This is a genomic window from Aromatoleum diolicum, from assembly GCF_012910955.1.
Classification (GTDB): Bacteria; Pseudomonadota; Gammaproteobacteria; order Burkholderiales; family Rhodocyclaceae; genus Aromatoleum; species Aromatoleum diolicum.
Genome location: NZ_WTVQ01000012.1, coordinates 38,629 through 60,363, shown reverse-complemented (window position 1 = coordinate 60,363; position 21,735 = coordinate 38,629). Strand labels below are relative to the sequence as shown.

The window sequence follows — 21,735 nt, the reverse complement described above, 5'->3', positions numbered from 1 at the left end:
GGATGCCGTGAGGGCCGGGAACAAAAAAGGCAGCCGAAGCTGCCTTTTTCTTGAACCGGATGCCGGGGGCTCAGCCGAGGCGCTGAACGCTGCCGTACTTCTGGCGGAAACGCTCCACTCGGCCTGCGGTATCAACGATCTTCTGCTTGCCGGTGTAGAACGGATGACACGCTGCACAGACTTCCACGTGCAGGGCGGGCTTGCTCATCGTGGAGCGGGTCGTGAAGTTATTGCCGCAGGAGCAGGTGACCTGGACTTCTGCATACTTGGGATGGATGTCCGCTTTCATGGTGGTTCCTTGAACGAGCGGGCGGTGAGTGTGGCCGCCCAAAAAGCCGAGTGGAAACCATGAATTATCGGACATCGCGCAGTCCATGGCAAGTAAAAGGAGAGTCATGGCGGAACCCGCAAGGGGCTGGGCGCACCGCGATCGCTAGCTTGTCGGCGTCGCGGATTTTTCGTCGCTACGGGATTGCCCGTACAATAAGCCCTTTCTGTTCAGGGGTCTGGGGTGCGTCTGCTGCTCGCGCCGATGGAGGGTTTGCTCGACGCGGTGCTGCGCGACGTCCTGACTCGCGCCGGGGATTACGATTGGGCTGTGTGCGAATTTGCACGCGTGTCGGACACCGTGCTGCCGCATCGTTATTTCCGGCGCGTTTGCCCCGAACTGCTGAACGGTGGCCGGACGGCGGCCGGAACGGCGGTTCGCGTGCAGCTGCTCGGCTCGGATCCCGCCTGCCTGGCGGATAACGCCGCGCATCTCGTGGAACTTCAGCCGGCCGGGATCGACTTGAATTTCGGTTGTCCGGCGCCGACGGTGAATCGTCACCGCGGCGGCGCAGTGTTGCTCGATGAGCCCGAACTTCTGTTTGCGATCGCTTCCGCGGTGCGGTCAGTCGTGCCGCCGGGCGTGCCTTTCACCGCCAAGATGCGGCTGGGCGTGTCCGATGCCGCCAAGGCGCTCGATTGCGCGCGGGCACTCGCTGATGGCGGGGTCGAGGAGATCGTCGTGCATGCGCGGACCAAACTTCAGGGATACCGTCCGCCTGCCCACTGGCCGTGGATCGCGCGTATTGCGGAAGCGGTGCCGATCCCCGTGATTGCCAATGGCGAGGTCTGGTCGGAGACGGACTGGTTGCGTTGTCGTGCTGAAAGCGGAGTGGCCGATGTCATGCTGGGGCGAGGGGCGGTGGCCGATCCGTTCATGGTGCGCCGGATTCGCATGCACCGCGCCGCGTCACCCGCGCTGTTTCCCGCCGCCGATCGCACTGCCGAGTGGCGCGAACTGTGTCCGTTGCTGGCGTCATTCTGGCGGCAGGTGCAGGACAAGGTGCTGCCGGCTCACGCCCCGGGCAGGTTCAAGCAGTGGTTGAACCTGCTGCAGCGGAACTTCCCGCATGCCGAGACCCTTTTCCAGGAAATCCGGCCTATGCGTCGCCCGCCTGAAATCAACGCGGTGCTGATGCGCCACGGCATCGTCGCAGAGCCCACCGCGCTTGCAGCGTGAATATCAAGGATTCAATGAGTTACGCAAATTCCCGTATCCCAGAAAGTGCCCAGGCCGGCATCCACGAGCAGCTCGCGCGCCGCGTCGAGCGGCACGTCGCCGAGCCGTTTCGCAAGCCCTACGCGGACTACAACCGTGCCGCCTTCGATGCCAGCCTGGCGGGTTGGGACCGGCGCGCGCCACTGATTCTCGACGCCGGCTGCGGTGTGGGGCACAGCACCATCCAGCTCGCGCGCATGTTCCCGGACCACTGGGTGATCGGCGTGGATCAGTCCGAAGACCGCCTGAACCGGCGCAAGCCTTATCCGGACGCGCTGTTGCCGACGAACATGGTGTTCGTGCGTGCCGATCTGGTCGATTATTGGCGTCTCGCCTGCGATGCCGGTCTGCGTCTGGCGCGTCATTACATCCTGTACCCGAACCCGTGGCCGAAGATTGGCCATCTGGCGCGTCGCTGGCACGCTCACCCGGTATTTCCATTCATCCCAAGACTCGGCGGCCTGCTTGAATGCCGCAGCAACTGGCGTGTGTATATCGAGGAGTTTGCCAGTGCGCTGGGATTGGTAACGGGGCACGAGACTGGCTGGGAAGTGTTCGAGGCGCCGTTGCCGTTGACGCCGTTTGAACGGAAGTATCGCGATTCCGGCCAGATGCTGTATCGCGTGTGCTGCGATCTGGATAATGACGCTTGCGCACGCGTGTCGGATGGCGCACGCTGAGCGGCCTGACGGAGAAAACGATGACGACCGAAGCCCCCGAATCCGTGGATACGAACAACCCGCAATTGCTCGATGACGATGAGTTCGAGGCACTTGAAGAGCTGCTGACATCGGATGTCGTGCCCGAAGACTGCATGAATCTTGAGATGCTTGACGGCTTTCTCGCCGCCGTGCTGGCTTCGCCGGTGCAGATCGCCGCCGAGGACTGGTTGCCGGCCGTGTGGTCGGCGCACGGTGACGAGGTATCGTTCGGCTCGGGCAGCCAGATGCAGCGTGCAATCCAGTTGGTGCGGCGCTATTACAACGAATTGGCGACGACGCTGGGTGAGCCGGAAGGTTGGGAGCCGTTCTGCTATGCGTCCAGCGAGGGCGATTCGCTGGAGATTGGCGAGGAGTGGATCGAGGGTTTCGCGCAGGGACTCGAACTGTGGCCCGAGGATTGGGAGGCCGGCGTGCCCGATGATGCGGCGCAAGCCGTGCGCCACGCGCTGGATGCGTTGATGGCGCCGTGGGCGGATGAGGCATCGGTCCAGGTGGACGACAGTACTCGCATGCAGTGGCTGGAGTTGGCCGTGAGCAATCTGGGTGCGATCGTCAGGCAGTGGCGCAAGCTCGATCTGGGTTCGCTTGAGCTGCTTTCGGTGGACGGGCCTTCGATACCCACGCCGTCAGGTGTGGGGCGGAACGACCCCTGTCCCTGTGGTAGCGGCAAGAAATACAAGAAATGTTGCGGAGCCCCGGAGTAGGGCCGAACACGGTCCGGCTTCAATCATGAGCGACGACTACTGCACCCGCTGCGGTGCCTGCTGCGCCGCATTTCGCGTCGACTTTCATCCCTCTGAACTTGCCAGCGTAACGCCGGGCGGGGTGTCCGATGCATTGACCGTTCCGCTCACCGCCCGGCTGGTGCGCATGCGCGGCACGGACGAGGCGCCGCCGCGCTGCATCGCTCTCGACGGCGAGATTGGCGTCAAGGCACGCTGCTCGATCTACGCCAGCCGCCCTTCGCCTTGCCGTGACTTCGCCCCCTACGCTGCGTTGGGTATCGGCGAGGATGCTTGTGACCGTGCGCGTTCACGCCACGGTCTGCGCCCGCTGTGAATCGATTTTCAGCGCCGGTGTGCAACCGCCGTGAGCAGTTGCAGCGGACCGATGTTGCGCACGGTGTCGATCTGTGCCGGTTGACGCACGAATAGCGACCCGGCAAAGCCGAGGGCATTGATCGAAATGTGCTCGTGGCGCTCGCAGCGGCGCGGGATCACCGTCAGCCACTCGCGACTCGCCAGCAGGTTGTAAGGTGGCATCGGATTGAGGCCATGGTCAATGCCCACGGCGCGGCATGCGCGCCGAAAAGAATCGCAGAGCAATTCGCCGAATTGTCCGGTGTCGCGGGCATCTTCAAGCGCGAGGCGCACGAAACAATGTTGCCAGGGGAGGTCGGGGTGCGTCGCCACCGCACCGGCCGGGAGGTTCGCTGGCAGTCTGTCGGTGAAGGCGCTGAGTGCGGCGCTCTCTCCGGCCTGCGGAATCCATTGCAGGTGCTTGTGTCGTTGGCTTGCGCCCGCCTCGGTGCCGCCATTGTAAAAGCCCAGGCCGCCGAGCACGTTCATCACCGAGGCCAGGGCGAGGAAATCAGCGTGCGTCAGCGGTGCTGTCTGCTCTTCGAAGGCACGGGTGATGATGAGTAGATGGCGCTCGATGACGGGGAACTTGTTGAGCACGGCCAGATGCCGCTCGCCCAATGGTCCGATGGCAAGTTCGGGTTCGGGGGGCAGGAAGGGGTTGAAGGCCGGAATACGGCGTGTGGCGGCGCTGACACGTGCGGCATCCTTGTGGGCTAGAGATGAAACCCAGCGCACCGTGAAGTCGATGCCGGCATCACGAATCAGCGTCTGTTCTGTACGGATGGGCTGAAGCGCGCCTGACTCGGTGGCGCGGCTGATCGTGCAGTCGATCCGGTGCAGCAGGTCATCGGACATGTTCAGGGGGTAAATGGCGGCAAACGGATAACAGGCAGTGTAGGCTGGCGCCTTTCGATCGATCAATTTCAATCGCGCGCCCCGATGAGGCGCGCCGGAGTATGCCATGACCGTTTCCTTTGCCGTGCGCGGCGAGTACATCCAGCTCGATCAACTGCTCAAAGCTTCCGGCCTCACCGGTACCGGCGGCGAGGCGCATGCCGCGGTCGAGGCCGGGCGGGTCCTGGTCGACGGACAGGTCGAGTCGCGCAAGCGTGCCAAACTGCGCCCCGGGGCAACGGTCAGCTTCGCCGGCGAGACCGTAGTACTCGTCGCGGCTGAGTAATCCTCGCTTGCCGCGGCCTTGCGCGACCCGAATGCGCGCGTTCGTTGCAGCGTCAGTTGCAGCTTGAGGCCGCGTCGGAGGGTTTGCGTCGGGACAGTCGCTCCCAGATCCAGCCGCCGGGAAGATCCTTTCCCGACAAGACGTAGGCGAGCGCATGTTCATGCGACAGGATCAGTCCGAATTCGCGCCTCGCATCCGGCGAGCCGATCAGCAGTAATTCGTCACCCGCACGCAGTTCGGTGTCCGGTTCCGGGATCAGCAGGTGATCGTCGTCGTCGCGATGCAGGTAAAGAACTTCGCAGGCGAGTGGCTCGTCGCGGTTCGAGGGGTCGCGCAACAGCGACTGCAGTTCGACTCCCTTCATCAGCCTGCGATACAGTGCCGGAGCACGTGCCAGATTGATGCGTTCGCTCCATACCGCGGGAACTTCCCAGCCGAAGCGTTCGGTCAGGCGCCTCAGCAGTCGGTCGCACCAGGCCTCGTCGCGTCGCTTCATCTCTTCGAGAAAGGGCACGAGCAGTGGTGTGGTGAGGATCGCCAGGCACTCGTGCGCGATGATCTGGCTCGGTACCACATTGACGTCGTAATTGAAGGCCTCGAACAATGCGTGATTTGCATAGTGGTTCTGACGCAGGATTACGAACAGGCCGCGATTCAATTCGCGCGCGGTGACTGCAATCGACAGATTGTCCACGTCGTTGCTGGTTCCGGCGACGATGCCCACTGCACGGCGAACCCCCGCCGCCTCCAGTGCGGGCGCGCCGGTGCCGTCGCCTTGCACCCAGCGTGTGCTCGGAATCGACGGCGCCTGTCGGTCGATGATCGTGACCGGTACTGCCGCCTGTTCCATCACATGCGCCAGCATCCGCCCGAAACGCCCGTGCCCGCAGAGGATCCATTCGCCATGGGGTGGATCGCGCTCGCGCTGCATGGTGGTTCCCGGCAGCCCGGTCAGCCATGTCAGCAGGTTCCACGCAGCCGGAGCATGTAGCGCCAGCGCAAGATATTCGGAGAACTTCTCGAACGGATTGATGATATGGCGTGTACCGAAGGACGCCATATTGGCCGCTGTTTCCTGTGTTTCGGCACGGCACAGCGCCGGCACCTTCGGTGCTAGCAGGCGCGCAGCAATGGCGATGGCGAGATTGGTCCCGTCGTCGTTCGTCAGCGCGATGATGCCGATGCAGTTCGGGTGCGTCAGTCCCGCGAACTTCAGTGTCTCCGGATTGCGCGCGTCTGCGCTGAGGGCCGGAACGTCGGCGTGGTAGCTGTGCAGTTCGATCTCGCCAACCTTGCTGTCGTCCTGTTCGACGACGACTGCACGGAAGCCCAGGCGATCCAGCGCGTCGCATATCAGCCGGCCGGTTTCGCCATAACCACATACCAGATAGAAGGGTTCGCGCAGGCGCTGAACCGCGCGCAGGAAGCGCTGTGTGCGGATCGCCTGTTGCAGGTTGCGGTCGGCGAGTAGCGCGAACACGGTTCCCACGGTATAGGCCCAGCCCACCACCGACATATAGATGCACAGGATTACCCACAACCGCTGCTGATCCGAGAAGGCGTATGGAATCTCGCCGAAGCCGATCGTCGTCGCGGTGTAGCTGATGAAGTAGAGCGAGTGGAAAAAGCTCAGGTGTGCGGGATTGCCGTCCGCGTCGACCCCCGGGGCCAGTGTCAGCCCGAGCACCGAAATGGCCATGATGCTGATGAGCAGGATCAGTGGCGCCCGCATGCGGCGCATGATCAGGAAGAAGATGCTTTGATGGCGCGGCAATGGCGTCATCGCGGGGTCTCGGACTAGCGTCGCTGCATGATGGTTTCGGCGATCAGGATCACCACCGAAACCACGTTGGCAAACAGCGCACCACCTGACAGTGAAACCACCCGCGCGACCATCTCGGGCGTCAACCCGCTTGCCGAAATATGGGCGGCATAGCCCCACACCATTGCAGCGGCAAGCAACTGCAGGTCGGCAACCAGACTGGTCGACAGGTGCACCGCACCGATCTGGGTGCGATCGCCGAATTTGAGCACTGTCGCGATCAGGCTTACGACGATTGCCGCGAAAAGTTCATAGATGTCGTGGTGCGCCGGATCGTCGATATCTCCGACGAAAAAGCCGAAATTCAAGGTGGCGGCGAGTACGATGAAGAAGCCGAAGATGACTTTTTCGAGGTTCATGTCGATCTCGCTGTCAGGGCACGCTTTGCGAACAGGCGCGGCATCTGCTCACGTGGAAGGCATATTTCGGCTTGATTATATGCGCCTATGAACTCCGCCGTGTGTGGCGTTAATCATGCAACTCGCCGTCAACGTAGAACCACCGGTGTTCTTCGCGCACGAAGCGGCTGGTTTCGTGCAAGCGGTGCGCCTTTCCGCCGATGCGGTAGCGGGCGACAAATTCGACAATGGCGGTGTTATCCCCCGTCTGGACTTGCTGCCTGACCTGCAGTCCGATCCATTTCGGAACCGGTTCGATGGCCAGATTCAGTGCGGTGGGCCGCGTCGACGGATGCCAACTGGCGAGCAGATATGCCTCATCGCGCAGCGTGAAGGCGGTGTAACGGCTGCGCATCAGCGCTTCGGCGGTCTTGGCCGGAAGTTCGCCCATGATCACGGGGGCGCAGCAATCGTCAAAGGACTTGCCTGATTGGCAGGGGCAGGAAAGGGCGACCATGGTGTGAGTGTCCGGAATTATCCGGGGCGTCCGAGAATTTCGCGCAGCACGTAAGGCAGGATGCCGCCGTGGCGGTAGTAATCAACTTCGATCGGCGTATCAATGCGGCATAGCACGGAAACCTCTTGCACCGTGCCGTCGCGGCGCCCGAACCTCAGGGTCAGATCCTGGCGGGGCAGGAGTCTCGCATTGATTCCCAGTATGTCAAAAGTTTCGTCGCCGGTCAGGCCTAAATTCTCCCACGAATCCTCGCCCTTGAACTGCAAGGGCAATACGCCCATGCCGACGAGGTTTGAGCGGTGAATGCGCTCGAAACTTCTGGCGACGACGGCCTTGACGCCGAGCAACTGCGTGCCCTTGGCCGCCCAGTCGCGGCTGGAGCCGGTGCCATATTCCTCGCCGGCAAAAACGATTGTCGGTGTGGCGGTGGCCATGTAGGCCATCGCCGCGTCGAACACGGTGGTCTGTGTGCCGTCGAGCAAGGTGTAGCCGCCCTCGACGCGCGAGCTGTCCTCACGCGGCGGCAGCATCATGTTCTTTACCCGCACATTAGCGAAGGTGCCGCGCACCATTACGTCATGATGGCCGCGGCGCGACCCATAGGAATTGAAATCCTGTTTCGCGACGCCGCGTGAAATCAGCCATTGGCCGGCAGGGGTGGTGTCCTTGAATGAGCCTGCAGGCGAGATGTGGTCGGTGGTGACCGAGTCGCCGAGCATCAGCAACATGCGCGCGCCGGTGATGTCACCGACGGTACCCGGCTGCAACGAGAAGCCGTCGAAGAAGGGCGGGCGGGCGATATAGGTGGAATCGGGCCACTCGTAGATCTGACCGGTCGTCGCGGGAATCTCGTTCCATAGGTCGTGATCTCTGGTGAAGTCGGCGTACAGGCGCGTGAACGTTGCCGGGTCCATCGCATAGGGCATCACCGCCGCGATTTCGTCCGAGGTCGGCCAGATATCCCGGAGATATACTGGACGGCCGTCCTTGCCTCGGCCTAGCGGGTTTTCGGTGAGATCGACGTTGGCGCGTCCGGCAATTGCGAAGGCCACCACCAAGGGCGGCGAGGCGAGGAAGTTGGCGCGCAGGTTGGGGTGGATGCGTGCCTCGAAATTGCGGTTCCCGGATAGCACGGCGGCCGCAATCACGTTGTTCTCGTTGATCGCGTCGTTCAGTTCGGGCGCCAGATCGCCCGCATTGCCGATACAGGTCGTGCAGCCATAGCCCGCCAGCGCGAAACCCAGTTGTGCCAGTGGTTCGAGCAGCCCGGCCTTGCCAAGGTACTCCGTTACCACGCGCGAACCGGGAGCGAGCGAGGTCTTGACGTGCGGCTTCACCGACAGGCCCTTGTCGACCGCCTTTTTTGCCAGCAGGCCGGCTGCGATCAATACCGCCGGGTTGCTGGTATTGGTGCACGACGTGATCGCCGCGATCAGCACGTCGCCATGACCGAGGTCGACGCCCGGTAGTCTCGTCGGAAAACGCGTGCCGAGCGCGGCCTCGGGCTGGCCGAAGCCGTTTTCGCTTGCCGGCTGCGAAAACAGGCGGTCGAACACCTCTTCCATGTCCTTCAGCGCAATGCGGTCCTGAGGGCGTTTGGGGCCTGCGAGCGAGGGAACGATGGATGTCAGATCCAGCGTCAACGTCGTCGAATAGTCGATGTCGCCCGCGCGCGGGATGCCGAACAAGCCCTGTTCACGGAAATACGTCTCGCACAGTTCGCATTCAGCGTCCGTGCGCCCCGTGCCGCGCATATACGCAATCGTCTTCTCATCGACCGGGAAAAATCCCATCGTGGCGCCATATTCGGGGGCCATGTTGGCGATCGTTGCGCGGTCCGTGACGGACAGGGTGGCGGTGCCTTCGCCAAAGAATTCGACGAACTTGCCGACCACTTTCTGGTGTCGCAGCATCTCGGTGACGGTCAGGACCAGATCGGTCGCGGTCACGCCTTCGTTGAGGCGTCCCTTGAGTTCCACGCCGACGACATCCGGCGTGAGGAAATACACCGGCTGGCCGAGCATGCCGGCCTCGGCCTCGATGCCGCCCACGCCCCAGCCGACCACGCCGACTCCGTTGATCATCGTCGTATGCGAATCCGTGCCGACCAGGGTGTCCGGGTAGTACAGATCACCCTCGGTGGTCTTGTGTCCGCGTACGCCGCGGAACAGGTATTCGAGATTCACCTGATGGACAATGCCGATCCCCGGCGGCACCACCTTGAAGGTGTCGAACGCCTGCATGCCCCATTTCATGAACTGGTAGCGCTCGCGGTTACGCAGGAACTCGAGTTCCATGTTCTGGCGCAGTGCGATCGGCGTGCCGTAGTGGTCCACCTGCACCGAATGGTCGACGACAAGGTCGACCGGCACCAGCGGCTCGATCAGCTTGGGATCCCTCCCCATTTCGGCGGCAACATTGCGCATCGCCGCCAGGTCGCACAGCAGCGGCACGCCGGTGAAGTCCTGCAGGACCACCCGCGCGACGACGAATGGAATCTCGTCGGTTCGCTCTGCGTTCGGCGTCCATCTGGCGAGCTGACGCACATGCTCCTCGGTGACCTTCTTGCCGTCGCAGTGGCGCAGCACCGCTTCCAGCACGATGCGGATCGATACCGGCAGGCGCGACACTTTGCCGATGCCGGCGGCCTCAAGCGCGCGGAGCGAGTAGAACTGGCCCTCGCGTCCGAATGCGGTCGAAAAGGTCTTCCGGGCGTCGAAAAGATTGTGGAGCATGGTCAATCTCCTGCGGAGCAGTGGAACGTTGTCATGTCTGGCGGGGGCGTGTCATCCACGCGAATATGCAACCCATTGACTCTTCGTTGGAACGTCCGCTTGCGCGATGCGTTCCCCTTGGGGCCCTTTGCCCGGTCTAGTCGATTGCCCCGGCGATTGCAATGAATGACTGGGGCCGCAAGTCCGGCCATTGCACGCGCAGGCACATCGGGAGGAGTAGAATTCCGCCGCTGCAAGGCATTCGTTGCTGCATTGCACCTCAAGTCTTATAAAAGACATATAATCTCGCAGCCTCGTTCGGGTCAGCGCCCGGACGCCCAGCCACTGTCACGATAAAGGAAGGAATTCGCCGTGCTTGAAGCCTACCGTGCCCATGTCGCCGAGCGTGCCGCCCTCGGCATCCCGCCGCTGCCGCTGTCGAAGCAGCAGACCGCCGATCTCGTTGCGCTGCTCAAGAACCCGCCGAAGGGCGAAGAAACCGCCCTCGTCGAGCTGATCACCTACCGTGTACCGGCCGGTGTGGATGACGCCGCCAAGGTCAAGGCCGAGTTCCTGGCCAAAGTTGCCAAAGGCGAGGAGGCCTGCACGCTGATCTCCCGCGCCAAGGCCACCGAGCTGCTTGGCACGATGCTTGGCGGCTACAACGTCAAGCCGCTGATCGACTTGCTGGGCGACGCCGAAGTTGGTGGCGTGGCCGCCGAAGGTCTCAAGAAGACCTTGCTGGTGTTCGACTTTTTCCACGATGTGGCCGAACTGGCGAAATCGGCGAATGTGACAGCTGCGGCGAACGCCAAGGCCGTCATGCAGTCCTGGGCCGACGCCGAGTGGTTCACCTCGCGTCCGGAAGTGCCGGCTTCGCAGAAACTGACCGTTTTCAAGGTCACCGGCGAAACCAACACCGATGACCTGTCGCCGGCGCCGGACGCCTGGTCGCGCCCCGACATTCCGTTGCATGCGCTGGCCATGCTGAAGAACCCGCGTCCGGGTATCGAAGCCGACGAAGCCGGCGCCCGCGGCCCGGTCAAGCAACTCGAAGCGCTGGCCAAGAAGGGCAACCTGATCGCCTACGTCGGCGACGTGGTCGGCACCGGTTCGTCGCGCAAATCCGCGACGAACTCCGTGCTGTGGTTCACCGGCGAAGACATCCCCTTCGTGCCGAACAAGCGTTTCGGTGGTGTCTGCATCGGTTCCAAGATTGCCCCGATCTTCTTCAACACGATGGAAGACGCCGGCGCGCTGCCGATCGAGCTGAACGTCGAAGACATGAACATGGGCGACGAGATCGAGCTCAAGATCGACGCCGCCACGGCCAAGGTCACCGCGCTCAAGAACGGCGCCGTGATCGCCGAATCGCAGCTCAAGACCCCGGTCATCCTCGACGAAGTGCGCGCCGGTGGCCGCATTCCGCTGATCGTCGGCCGTGGCCTGACGACCAAGGCGCGTGAAGCGCTGGGCCTGCCGGTGTCGACCCTGTTCCGTCTGCCGGCCCAGCCGCAGGATCCGGGCAAGGGCTACTCGCTGGCGCAGAAGATGGTCGGTCGTGCCTGTGGCCTGCCGGAAGGCAAGGGCATCCTGCCGGGAACCTACTGCGAGCCGAAGATGACCACCGTCGGTTCCCAGGACACCACCGGCCCGATGACGCGCGACGAGCTCAAGGATCTGGCCTGCCTCGGCTTCTCCGCCGACATGGTGATGCAGTCTTTCTGCCACACCGCCGCCTATCCGAAGCTGGTCGACGTCAAGATGCACCGCGAACTGCCGTCCTTCATCAGCACCCGTGGCGGCGTTGCGCTGCGTCCGGGTGACGGCGTCATCCACTCCTGGCTCAACCGCCTGCTGCTGCCCGACACCGTCGGTACCGGTGGCGACTCGCACACCCGCTTCCCGATCGGCATTTCCTTCCCGGCCGGTTCCGGTCTGGTGGCCTTTGCCGCCGCCACCGGCGTGATGCCGCTGGACATGCCGGAATCCGTGCTGGTGCGCTTCAAGGGCAAGCTGCAGGATGGCGTCACGCTGCGTGACCTGGTCAACGCCATTCCCTACTACGCCATCAAGCAGGGGCTGCTGACCGTCGCCAAGCAGGGCAAGAAGAACATCTTCTCCGGCCGCATCCTCGAAATCGAAGGCCTGCCGGATCTGAAGGTCGAGCAGGCGTTCGAGCTCTCCGACGCTGCCGCCGAACGTTCCGCTGCCGCCTGCGCCGTACAGCTCGACAAGGCGCCGATCATCGAATACATGCGCTCGAACATCACGCTGATGAAGTGGATGATCGCCAACGGCTACTCCGACGCGCGCACGCTCGGCCGCCGCATCAAGGCCATGGAAGCGTGGATCGCCAAGCCGGAACTGCTCCAGGCCGACAAGGACGCCCAGTACGCCGCCGTGATCGAGATCGATCTGGCCGACGTCAAGGAACCGATCGTTGCCTGCCCGAACGACCCGGACGACGTGAAGCTGCTGTCCGAAGTGTCCGGCACCAAGATCGATGAAGTGTTCATCGGTTCGTGCATGACCAACATCGGCCACTTCCGTGCTGCCGGCAAGGTCCTCGAAGGCAAGTCGGACATCCCGACCCGCCTGTGGGTGGCCCCGCCGACCAAGATGGACGCCATGATCCTCAACGAGGAAGGCTACTACGCGATCCTCGGCAAGTCCGGCGCACGCATGGAAATGCCGGGTTGTTCGCTGTGCATGGGTAACCAGGCGCAAATCCGCAAGGGCAGCACGGCGATGTCGACCTCGACGCGCAACTTCCCGAATCGTCTCGGCATCGACACCCAAGTCTTCCTCGGCTCCGCCGAACTGGCCTCGATCTGCGCGCTGATGGGCAAGATCCCGACTGTGGCCGAGTACATGGAGCAGGTTAAGGTGGTGAACGCCAAGGCGGCCGACGTTTATCGCTACATGAACTTCGACCAAATCAAGGAGTTCAGCGAAGTGGCCGCTACCGTTACGGTCTGATGTCTAAGCCGTAAGCTGCCTTCAGCATCTCGAAAACCCGCATCGTTACTGATGCGGGTTTTTGTTTTTAGACTTTCCGTCTATGGGATGCCTAAACCGTCAAGCGTGGTGCGGAGGAGTCCCTTCTGCTCCCCGTCAATGCATCCGACATTTCCTTCCGCTCTGACTTGGGAATCCTTGCGCCCCGTGCGTGCCGGCACAAAGGGGCACTCGACATTCAACGCGATCCTCCCGCTTCGTGCCACAACTCGTCGAGGCGCCTGGCGAAGCGCGTTCCGAGTGCCTCGTCTTCGTGCATGAAGTAGACGTAGGCGCGGGTGAGCGGCTGTGCAGCGATGCGCTCGACCCAGGCACGCAGGTCGGCGTCGTCGTAGTGGGTTCGCCGCAGGCGGATGTACGCGCACTCGGTCGTGGCCACGAACGGGGTTTCGCCTTCGTCAGTGTCGGTGACGCAATACAGGGCGCCGAGGGAGCGAAGCGCTTCGTAGACCTCGTCGTCCTGCCAGGAGGCGTGGCGAAACTCGAAGGCGTAGCGCTTGTCTGATGGCAACCCCGCCAGGAAATCGCGCAGCCGATGAACATCCTTTCTGAGAAACGGCGGCAACTGGAACAGGAGCACGCCGAGCTTGTCTCCCAGCGCAGCGGCGCGGCGCACGAATTCGGTCACGCTGGATTCGCTCTCGCGCAGACGTTGCTCGTGCGTGATCCGCCGCGGTGCCTTGAGCGTGAAGGAGAACTCCGGCGGCACTTGCTCCGCCCAGCGCGCGAGCATCGATTCGTCGGGCATGCGGTAGAAGGTGTTGTTGATCTCAACCGTCGTGAAGCGCTCGGCGTAGTAGTGGAGCATCGCGTCGGGAGGGAGCTTTTCCGGATAGAAGGAGCCGAGCCACTCCTTGTAAGAAAAGCCGCTCGTTCCGGTCGACAATCGCATCGCTTCTGCTCCCAGGACAGGCCCCATGCCGCGCGGGGTTGAGGTTGCTCCTTCGCGCAAGGTTCGGCGCGTGGCCCGGCCGTCCGCGGCCAAGGCGCTCAGTGAACTCGGTCAGCTCGATGAATACGCCGCCAAGCGGACTTTTGCTGCGACGCCCGAGCCGGCGCCGTCGGCAGCGCCCGCAGCTGGCGGGCCCCTCCTTTTCGTCATCCAGCAGCACTCGGCTCGGCGGCTGCATTTCGACTTCCGCCTCGAATGTGATGGAGTGCTGAAATCCTGGGCAGTTCCCAAGGGCCCGTCGCTCGACCCCAGCGAGAAGCGGCTCGCGGTGCAGACCGAGGACCATCCCTACGACTACGCCTCCTTCGAAGGGGTCATCCCGCCCGGGCAGTACGGCGCCGGGGAGGTGATCGTCTGGGACTGCGGCGTTTATTCACCCGACGAGGAGCAGGCGTACTCGTTCGCCGATCGCGACGAAGCGCAGCAGCGGGTGCGCGACGGCCTCGCGAAAGGCAAGCTGAGTTTTCAACTGCGCGGGGAGAAGGTGAAGGGCTCGTTCGCCTTGGTCCGTACCTCGGACTCGAAAAACTGGCTGCTGATCAAGCACAAGGACCGCTTCACGGGGCCGGCCGCGGGGTTGGGTGACATCACCGAGCGGAATCGTTCGGTGCTCAGCGGGCTGGCAGTCGAGGAGATCAAGGTCCTGCCGGCGCACCGCGTGCCTGCGGCGACGCTGGCTCCCCACGGCCCGCCTTCGGCAATGCCCGCGAAGCTCTCGCCGATGCTCGCCGAGATCGGCGAAGCGCCGTTTGCCGATGCCGGCTGGCTGTGGGAGCCGAAGCTCGACGGCTACCGCGTGCTGGCGTTCGTCGCGGGAGATGAGGTGAAACTGCTGTCGCGCCGGGGCCTCGACCTGACCGCGACCTTCCCGGGGCTTTGCGCGGAGCTGCGCGCTCAGGCGGCGGACATGATTCTCGACGGCGAACTCGTCGCCTTCGATGCGAGCGGCCGCCCCTCGTTCAACGCGCTGCAGAATCGCTTTCAGCTGAAGAACGAGCGCGACATCGCCGCGGCCGACCGCACGACGCCGGCGGTCTTCTGCTGCTTCGATCTGCTGCACTTCGGGGGCGTCGACCTGCGCCTGACGCCTTATCGTGACCGCCGCCGCTACCTCACCCAATGCCTGCTGCCTTCGCACCTGCTGCAGCTCGTCCATGCCGCGGAGGACGGAAAGGCGCTCTATCGGGCGGCGCTCGCCAGCGGCTTCGAGGGCGTCGTCGGCAAGCGCAGGGACAGCCGCTACGAGGGCGGACGGCGCTCGGGCGCCTGGCTCAAGGTCAAAGCGACGCAAAGCGGGGAGTTCGTGGTCGGCGGCTACACCAAAGGCAAGGGTTCGCGCGCGCCGCTCGGTGCCCTGCTGATCGGGTTCTGGGACGGAGCCGGGTTGCGTTACGCCTCGCACGTCGGCTCCGGCTTCGACGCCGAAACGCTGGCGCAAATGAGGGCGCGGCTCGATGGCTTGCGAACCGATGCCTGCCCGTTCGTGGAGAAGCCCGAGCTGCATGGCCCGACGACCTGGGTCGCGCCGGAAGTCGTGGTCGAAGTGAAGTTCCAGCAGTGGACCGAGGACGACAGCCTGCGCGCACCGGTTCTTCTGCGCGTGCGCGACGACATCGACCCGAAGGCGGTGCGCCGCCCGATGCATGACCAGCTGCCGCACGCGGCCGGACCGCCGAGGGCGAACAAAGAGCTCGGCGAGATCGGCGACGTCCTGCGGCAACTCGAGAACAATAAGGTGGCCTTCCCCCTCGCGGTCGGCCCGCACCGGATCCGGCTGACGCATCTCGATCGCGTCTACTGGCCGGCGGATCCGGCGCTCAAGCAGCCGGCGGTGACCAAGCGCGACCTGTTGCGCTATTTCGCGCAAGTTTCGCCCTACCTGCTGCCGCACCTCGCGGATCGTCCGCTGACGCTGATCCGCATGCCCGACGGCATCTTCGGGCAGCGTTTCTTCCAGAAGCACTGGGAGCAGGAACGGCCCGAGTTCGTGGACACCATGAGTGTGTTTTCCGAGCACAAGGACGAGAGCCATCAGGCGCTCCTGTGCAACAACCTGGCGACGCTGCTGTGGCTCGCGCAGTCCGGGACTCTCGAACTCCACGTCTGGCATTCGCGGGCGCGGCCAGGACCCGATGCGGCGACCCAGGGGGCCGACTACGACAGTTCGCTTGCCGCCCTGGAGGCTTCGGTGCTGAACTTCCCCGACTACGTCGTGTTCGACCTCGACCCCTACATCTATTCGGGCAACGAGGCGCCGGGGGCGGAGCCGGAGCTCAACACGGTCGCCTTCGAGAAGGGCAAGGAAGTGGCCTTCCACCTGCGCGAGCTGCTGCAAAGCATGGCGCTGGACGCCATCGTCAAGACCTCGGGCAAGACCGGGCTGCATATCTTCGTGCCGATCCGGCGCACGATCGATTTCGACGCCGCACGCAAAGTGTGCGAGCTGGTCGGGCGGCACCTGCTGCGCCACCATCCCAAGGACATCACGATGGAGTGGAGTGTGCGGGAGCGGATCGGGAAAATTTTCCTCGATCACAACATGAACGTCCGCGGCAAGACGCTGAACGTCGCCTACTCGCCCCGCGGGGTGCCCGGCGCGCCGGTGTCGATGCCGCTCACCTGGGACGAGCTGGCCAGCGCGCACCCGCTCGATTTCAGGATCACCAACGTCGCGCAGCGCCTGTCGCAAACGGGTGATCGGTGGCACGACGCCCTGGCGCGCAAACTCAGCCTGGAACGGGCTTTGTCGGGCGCGAGAACCTGATCCCTCCTGGAGGCAAACATGACGGCACGATCAATTGCATCGCTCACGGTCTCGTTCGGACTGGTGGCCATCCCGGTGAAGCTCTATTCCGCCACCGAGGCGAGCAAGGCCCTGTCGTTCAACCTGTTGCACAAGGGCTGCGGATCGCGGCTCAAGCAGCAGTACGTGTGCTTGAAGGAGGAAGTGGTGGTGGCGCGCGAGGACATCGTCAAGGGCTACGAATTCGCCAAGGACCAGTTCGTGATGTTCAGCGCCGACGAGCTGAAGGCGCTCGACGAGGCGGGCTCGCACAGCGCCGAGATCACCGAATTCGTGCCGATCGAGTCGATCGATCCGGTGTATTTCGACAAGGCCTATTACCTCGCCCCCGACAAGGGCGGCGCCAAGCCCTACGCGCTGCTCGCCCAGGCGCTGCGCGCTTCGGGGCGCTGTGCGCTGGGCCGCTGGGCGGCGCGCGGAAAGCAGCACGTCGTGATGATCCGCCCCGTCGAGGGGGGACTCGTCATGCAGCAACTGCTCTACGGCGCGGAGGTGCGGTCGATCAAGGACATCGACATCCCGCCGACCGAAGTCAAGGAGGCCGAGCTAAAGCTCGCGCAGCAGCTGATCGATCAGCAGGCCGTCGACCGCTTCGATCCCGACGCCTACACCGACGCGGTTCGCGCGCGGATCGAGGCGGCGGTGCAGAAGAAGGTCGAGGGCCAGGAGATCACCCTGGCGGAGGAGGGCGAACGCGGCGGCCAGGTGATCGACCTCATGGAAGCGCTGCGCGCGAGCCTGGAGAAGAAGGCGCCGACGGTGGTTCAACCCTCCCAGCCGCAGGCCGAGGCGCGCAAACCACCCAAGCGGGCGCAGCCTGCCGCCGAGCCGACGGTGCGCAAGGCGGCGAAGAAGTAGCGACATGCCCCGCTACGGCGTGCGCGAGGTCGAGAAACTCCTGCGCCTGCGGCGCAGCACGATCCGTGCGCTGATCGCGGCCGGCTTCGTTTCGCCAGCGCGCGGCCCACGCAATGCCTGGCTATTCTCCTTCCAGGATCTGGTCGTCCTACGCACCGCTCAAACGCTCACCGAGGCGCAGGTGCCGCCCAAGCGCATCCTGAGGTCCATGGAGGCGCTTCGCCGCAGCCTTCCTGAGGAGATGCCCCTCTCGGGGCTGTCCGTCTGCGCGGTGGCCGACCGCGTGGTCGTCAGGGAAGGCCGCAGCCACTGGCAGGCCGACTCGGGCCAGTATCTGCTCGCGTTCGAAGGCGATCCTGCCGACGGCTCCCTGAGCGTGATCGAGCGCAAGGCGGCTGCCGCCAAACCACCCACGAATGCGCAGCACTGGTTCGAGCAGGCCCTCGCTCTGGAACGCGACGAACCCGAGTCCGCGAGGCGGGCCTACGAGCGAGCCATCGCCGAGGCGCCGAACCTGCTCGATGCACGCATCAATCTGGGATTGCTCCTGCACGAGGTCGGATGCCTGACGGAAGCCGAAAGCGTCTACCGCGATGCGATCGCGGCGTGCGGCGGCGACCCGACTCTGATGTATAACCTCGGTGTCCTTCTTGACGACATGGATCGCAAGCACGAAGCGATGGACGCCTACGAGGCGGCGCTTCGCGGCGATCCCGGCCTGGCCGATTGCCACTACAACTTGGCGTTGTTATGCGAGCAGTTCAGAAAGCCCAGGGAAGCCATCCGCCACATGGCGCAGTATCGCAGGCTGGTCGAGGCGAAGCCGGGATAGGCATTGCGGGGGAACCGAGTGGGTTGGCGCCGGCCAAATTGACCAGTTCGGCGGTTTCATCCTCATCAATGCACGATGTGAACGAGGCGATCCAGCTCGCCGCGATGATCCCGTGTGCAGGAGTTGGAACGAACGAGGTCCGTCAAATTCTTGCTACGTGGACTCCAATTGTTGCGTGAGACTCAGTTTGCCTGCGGAAGTCCCACGTCCGCTTCGGGCACCAGGCGGCGGGCACCATTGAAGCGTTTGGCCCAGTAGCTCTTGTCCATCTCTTCGATGCGAACTTCACCGCCGCGTGCCGGGGCGTGGAGGAAGCGACCATCCCCCATATAGATGCCCACATGCGAGAAGGCACGGCGCATGGTGTTGAAAAATACCAGATCGCCGGGTTTCAGGTCTTGCATTCCGACCTTGTCGCCGAGGCGCGCCATGTCGCGCGCAGTACGGGGGAGGTTGAGTCCGAGGGCGTTACGGAACACGTTCTGTACCAGACCGCTGCAATCGAGTCCGGTTTCAGGGGAGTTTCCGCCGAAACGGTAGCGGATACCGAGGTATTCCATTCCCTGATTGATTAGTCCCTGTGCCGTCGTACCGGCACGCTCGAGCGAAAGTGCAGAGGGTTCGCCCTGCGGGGACGGTGTGTTCTCGGTGCTCCGGGCAGGGGCTGCAGCCATCAACGCCAATGCGATGGCCAGCGGGGCAAATCGAGTGGCGAAAATGCGGTGGCGGTTCATTGTGGAACTTGATTGATTCATCCGTGGCGCCTCAATTGTCGGCGTGTGCGTTCGAGTTCTGCCAGGCTGCGTGGGGTGTTCAGGCCTTCGGCGAGTGCGCGTGACTGGGCGGCGAGCATCAACTGGGCAATCGCCCAGGCGTCGCCCAGTGCATGGTGGCGCTGGAAGGTCTCGATGCTGAATGCCTTCATCCAGTCGCCCAGGCGTGCCGCCCTGTCGATGCGTTCATCGTACAGCGCAGGCAGTAGCCAGTGCAGGTCCAGCCAGGCCCATTCCGGCGTGATGCCGAGATGTTCGGTAAGTGCGCCTTCCAGCATGCTGCGGTTGAATGCGGCATTGAAAACCACGACGGGGCCGGCCCCGGAAAATGTGAGCAGATTGGTCAGGGCTGTGGCGGGGTCCGGATCGAGACGCGCGTAATAGCTGTCGTGGGGTGATAGCAGTGCGCCGTCGATGGCAACGGCGCCGACCGCGAGCAGACGGTCGCTTTCGAGATTGAGTCCGGTGGCTTCGGTGTTGATGACTACATAGCGGGTTTCAAAGTGCGCCTTCCCGAGGTCCGGCTGAAGCAGTGCCTGCCACCGGATGAGAGCGTCGCGCAGCGGAGCATCGAGCGAGGCGGTATCGACCCGGTTGCTGAGCAGTCTCGTAAGCCAATTCATAGCTGGTAATCGAGCTTGAGTCGCAGCTGCAACTTGCGGGCTTGACGAAACGCTTCCTTGAGGATGCGGCGGTCCAGCTCATTGAGGTCGTCCGGATTGATCCGGTTGTCGCCCGGCGCATCGTGCTCGGTCTCCAGATGCTGCGAACGCAGCCGCAACAGCTGGATGAAGTGGAATCCGTCGATGAGCGCGGAAAGTTCATCAGCCTGCATTCCCATTTTGGCACCCGCCTGGCGCAGACGCTGTACCGTGCTGCTCGATGCAACGCCGGCACGCAAAGCAAGAATTCGCGCAACGTCGACGAACAGTCTGGCCCCGTATTTCTTCAGGTCGATGGTGCCGTCGTCCTCAAGCACAAAATCGCGGATTCGGCCCAGCGGCGGCACCACTTGCAGGGCATTGACGGCCATCATGCGCAGGAAGGCCGTATTCGCCTTGGCAGTACGGTTCAACCAGTTGCGCAGCTGGTCACCAAGCCTTTCATTGCCGCACAACACGCGGTAATCGAAGAAGATCGACGCGTTGAGCAGAGCCTGCGGATCGGGTTCGCGGATCCAGTCGCCGAAGCGGCTCTTCCACTCATCCAGGGTCAGGCACAGCTCCGGGTTGCTCGCCATGATGTTGCCCTTGCACAGCGGGAAGCCGCACTCGGCGAGGTTTTCGTTGACCTCCTTGGCAAACGCAATCAGGCGCTGCTTGAGTGTGGCCCCGTCGGTATTCTCCGGGCAGACGTAGATCACGCCGTTGTCCTGATCGGAGGACAGAGTCTGCTCGTGGCGGCCTTCCGATCCGAAGGCGAGCCAGGCGTAGTCGATGCCGTAAAGTTCATGCCGCGCCAGTGCCAGATCGATGATGCGACGTGTCAGCGCGTCGTTGAGGGCGGAAATGAACTGCGTGAGCTGTTCGGCACCGATGCCTTGGGCGATCAGGTTGAGGGCGAGCTGGCGGATGTCGCGGCTCGCGCGCTGTAGCGATTCGACGTCGCTCGCGCCTTCGATGCTCGCGCGAATCTGACGCAGGCTGATGCGCTGCAGGGTGAACAGGTCGCGTTCGGAGACGACACCACTGAGCTTGCCCTCGCTGTCGATTACGAGCAGGTGGCGTACGCCGTGGGTGGCCATTTCAAGCGCGGCATCGTAAGCCGATGCCGCGGCCGACATTACGTGCGGCGTCTGCGTCATCACGTCGCTGATCGGACGTTTGAGGTCTATTTCGGGCAGCACGACACGCGGCAGAAGGTCACTTTGCGTAAGGATGCCGACGGGCTTGTGTTCGGCATCAGCGACCACCATGCAGCCGATTCGCATCTCCGACATCTTTTCCAGCGCGGCGCGGATCGTGCTGTCGGGCGTGACGAAGACCGGCACCTTCTTGACCAGTTGGCCAAGCTGCGTCGTCATCGACTGCTGCTCGGCGGCGCGTTGCGAGAAGGTGCTTTGTAGCTGTTGGCGTGACTGATTGAGCAGGCTCGCGATGTACTGGGTACAGAACAGGTGGAAGACCGGGCTCATCTGAATGAGCTTGAGGAAATCATCGGCCGGCAACTGGAATACGAAACTGTCTTCGACCGCTACATAAGCGTTTGTCGACGGGCGTTGCGCCGAGATGGCACCGATCGGGAAGCATTCACCCGGGCCAAGGGTCATCGTGTTGTAATCGGTAACGCTGGCTGGACCGGATTGCCGCGCCTGCACCTTGCCCCGCTGCACAATGTGGAAGTGGCTCGGCTGCCCCATGTCCGGGGTCAGAATTTCGCTGCCCTTGCCGTGGAACGCCAGTACCGCCCGCTCGGTGAGAAATTCGAGCGCCTCCGGCTCCATCCGGTTGAACGGCGAGAAGCGCTTGAGGAAGTCCGAGCTGGCACCGATCAACATCTCGGGGGCGGTGGCGATCATGGCGGCTTTCTTGACAAAAACCCGTCCATTATAGGGCGCACACCGCTTCCCCGGGAT

The 21,735-nt window shown here is 63.5% G+C and carries 19 protein-coding genes; 9 read left to right on the top strand and 10 right to left on the bottom strand.

Annotated elements, in window-relative coordinates; genetic code table 11:
* Positions 1-70 precede the first annotated feature (70 nt).
* Positions 71-289: a 50S ribosomal protein L31 gene (rpmE, locus tag GPA25_RS09165; RefSeq protein WP_169260068.1), complete on the bottom strand. Its 219-nt coding sequence runs from the start codon at positions 287-289 to the stop codon at positions 71-73.
* A 222-nt stretch (positions 290-511) separates the two neighbouring features.
* Between rpmE and GPA25_RS09160 the strand changes: the two genes are divergently transcribed.
* The 4 genes from GPA25_RS09160 to GPA25_RS09145 are packed head-to-tail and all read left to right on the top strand — an operon-like array spanning position 512 to position 3,327.
* A complete protein-coding gene (locus GPA25_RS09160) occupies positions 512-1,507 on the top strand; it encodes a tRNA dihydrouridine synthase (RefSeq protein WP_343034882.1) in 996 nt (331 codons plus the stop codon).
* Positions 1,508-1,521: 14 nt separating this feature from the next.
* Positions 1,522-2,226, top strand: a complete 705-nt coding sequence (trmB, locus tag GPA25_RS09155; protein ID WP_169260067.1) for a tRNA (guanine(46)-N(7))-methyltransferase TrmB — start codon at positions 1,522-1,524, stop codon at positions 2,224-2,226.
* Positions 2,227-2,246: 20 nt separating this feature from the next.
* On the top strand, positions 2,247-2,972 hold the full coding sequence (locus tag GPA25_RS09150; RefSeq protein ID WP_169260066.1) for a UPF0149 family protein: 726 nt from the start codon (positions 2,247-2,249) through the stop codon (positions 2,970-2,972).
* A 25-nt stretch (positions 2,973-2,997) separates the two neighbouring features.
* Complete coding sequence (locus GPA25_RS09145) at positions 2,998-3,327, top strand: YkgJ family cysteine cluster protein (RefSeq protein ID WP_169260065.1); 330 nt, start codon at positions 2,998-3,000, stop codon at positions 3,325-3,327.
* A gap of 8 nt (positions 3,328-3,335) precedes the next feature.
* Here the strand turns inward: GPA25_RS09145 and GPA25_RS09140 are convergent, their stop codons facing one another.
* Positions 3,336-4,346 (bottom strand): ATP adenylyltransferase family protein, encoded by a 1,011-nt coding sequence (locus GPA25_RS09140; RefSeq protein ID WP_343034881.1) that lies wholly within the window; start codon positions 4,344-4,346, stop codon positions 3,336-3,338.
* On the opposite strand from GPA25_RS09140, the gene GPA25_RS09135 reads away from it, so the two are divergent.
* A complete protein-coding gene (locus tag GPA25_RS09135; protein WP_169260064.1) occupies positions 4,312-4,530 on the top strand; it encodes an RNA-binding S4 domain-containing protein in 219 nt (72 codons plus the stop codon). The two genes, GPA25_RS09140 and GPA25_RS09135, sit on opposite strands and share 35 nt — an antisense overlap.
* A 52-nt stretch (positions 4,531-4,582) precedes the next feature.
* Here GPA25_RS09135 and GPA25_RS09130 read toward each other — a convergent pair whose 3' ends face one another.
* From GPA25_RS09130 to acnA, 4 genes are all read right to left on the bottom strand, one after another.
* Positions 4,583-6,313: an NAD-binding protein gene (locus GPA25_RS09130; protein WP_169260063.1), complete on the bottom strand. Its 1,731-nt coding sequence runs from the start codon at positions 6,311-6,313 to the stop codon at positions 4,583-4,585.
* Between the two features lie 14 nt (positions 6,314-6,327).
* Positions 6,328-6,711, bottom strand: coding sequence for a DUF6394 family protein (locus GPA25_RS09125; protein ID WP_169260062.1), 384 nt, complete (start codon positions 6,709-6,711; stop codon positions 6,328-6,330).
* Positions 6,712-6,820: 109 nt separating this feature from the next.
* Entirely contained in the window at positions 6,821-7,207 is a 387-nt protein-coding gene (locus tag GPA25_RS09120; protein ID WP_169260061.1) for a YchJ family protein, read from the bottom strand.
* A gap of 17 nt (positions 7,208-7,224) precedes the next feature.
* On the bottom strand, positions 7,225-9,942 hold the full coding sequence (acnA, locus tag GPA25_RS09115; protein WP_169260060.1) for an aconitate hydratase AcnA: 2,718 nt from the start codon (positions 9,940-9,942) through the stop codon (positions 7,225-7,227).
* 351 nt (positions 9,943-10,293) lie between these two features.
* On the opposite strand from acnA, the gene GPA25_RS09110 reads away from it, so the two are divergent.
* Positions 10,294-12,903 (top strand): bifunctional aconitate hydratase 2/2-methylisocitrate dehydratase, encoded by a 2,610-nt coding sequence (locus tag GPA25_RS09110; protein WP_169260059.1) that lies wholly within the window; start codon positions 10,294-10,296, stop codon positions 12,901-12,903.
* Between the two features lie 217 nt (positions 12,904-13,120).
* Here GPA25_RS09110 and GPA25_RS09105 read toward each other — a convergent pair whose 3' ends face one another.
* The gene (locus GPA25_RS09105; RefSeq protein WP_169260058.1) at positions 13,121-13,834 is read right to left on the bottom strand and encodes a DUF72 domain-containing protein; all 714 of its coding nucleotides are present in this window, start codon (positions 13,832-13,834) and stop codon (positions 13,121-13,123) included.
* Between the two features lie 25 nt (positions 13,835-13,859).
* On the opposite strand from GPA25_RS09105, the gene ligD reads away from it, so the two are divergent.
* From ligD to GPA25_RS09090, 3 genes are read left to right on the top strand one after another with little or no spacing between them, the layout of a single operon-like run.
* Positions 13,860-16,658, top strand: coding sequence for a non-homologous end-joining DNA ligase (gene ligD / locus GPA25_RS09100; RefSeq protein WP_169260057.1), 2,799 nt, complete (start codon positions 13,860-13,862; stop codon positions 16,656-16,658).
* Between the two features lie 18 nt (positions 16,659-16,676).
* The gene (ku, locus tag GPA25_RS09095) at positions 16,677-17,555 is read left to right on the top strand and encodes a non-homologous end joining protein Ku (RefSeq protein WP_169260056.1); all 879 of its coding nucleotides are present in this window, start codon (positions 16,677-16,679) and stop codon (positions 17,553-17,555) included.
* A 4-nt stretch (positions 17,556-17,559) separates the two neighbouring features.
* Positions 17,560-18,387, top strand: a complete 828-nt coding sequence (locus GPA25_RS09090; RefSeq protein ID WP_169260055.1) for a tetratricopeptide repeat protein — start codon at positions 17,560-17,562, stop codon at positions 18,385-18,387.
* A 182-nt stretch (positions 18,388-18,569) separates the two neighbouring features.
* Here GPA25_RS09090 and GPA25_RS09085 read toward each other — a convergent pair whose 3' ends face one another.
* The 3 genes from GPA25_RS09085 to GPA25_RS09075 are packed head-to-tail and all read right to left on the bottom strand — an operon-like array spanning position 18,570 to position 21,678.
* Entirely contained in the window at positions 18,570-19,121 is a 552-nt protein-coding gene (locus GPA25_RS09085) for a C40 family peptidase (protein WP_246265528.1), read from the bottom strand.
* A gap of 17 nt (positions 19,122-19,138) precedes the next feature.
* The gene (locus GPA25_RS09080; RefSeq protein WP_169260054.1) at positions 19,139-19,783 is read right to left on the bottom strand and encodes a 3'-5' exonuclease; all 645 of its coding nucleotides are present in this window, start codon (positions 19,781-19,783) and stop codon (positions 19,139-19,141) included.
* On the bottom strand, positions 19,780-21,678 hold the full coding sequence (locus GPA25_RS09075; protein WP_169260053.1) for a DUF294 nucleotidyltransferase-like domain-containing protein: 1,899 nt from the start codon (positions 21,676-21,678) through the stop codon (positions 19,780-19,782). The genes GPA25_RS09080 and GPA25_RS09075 overlap by 4 nt, the downstream gene beginning before the upstream one ends.
* Between the last annotated feature and the right edge of the window lie 57 nt (positions 21,679-21,735).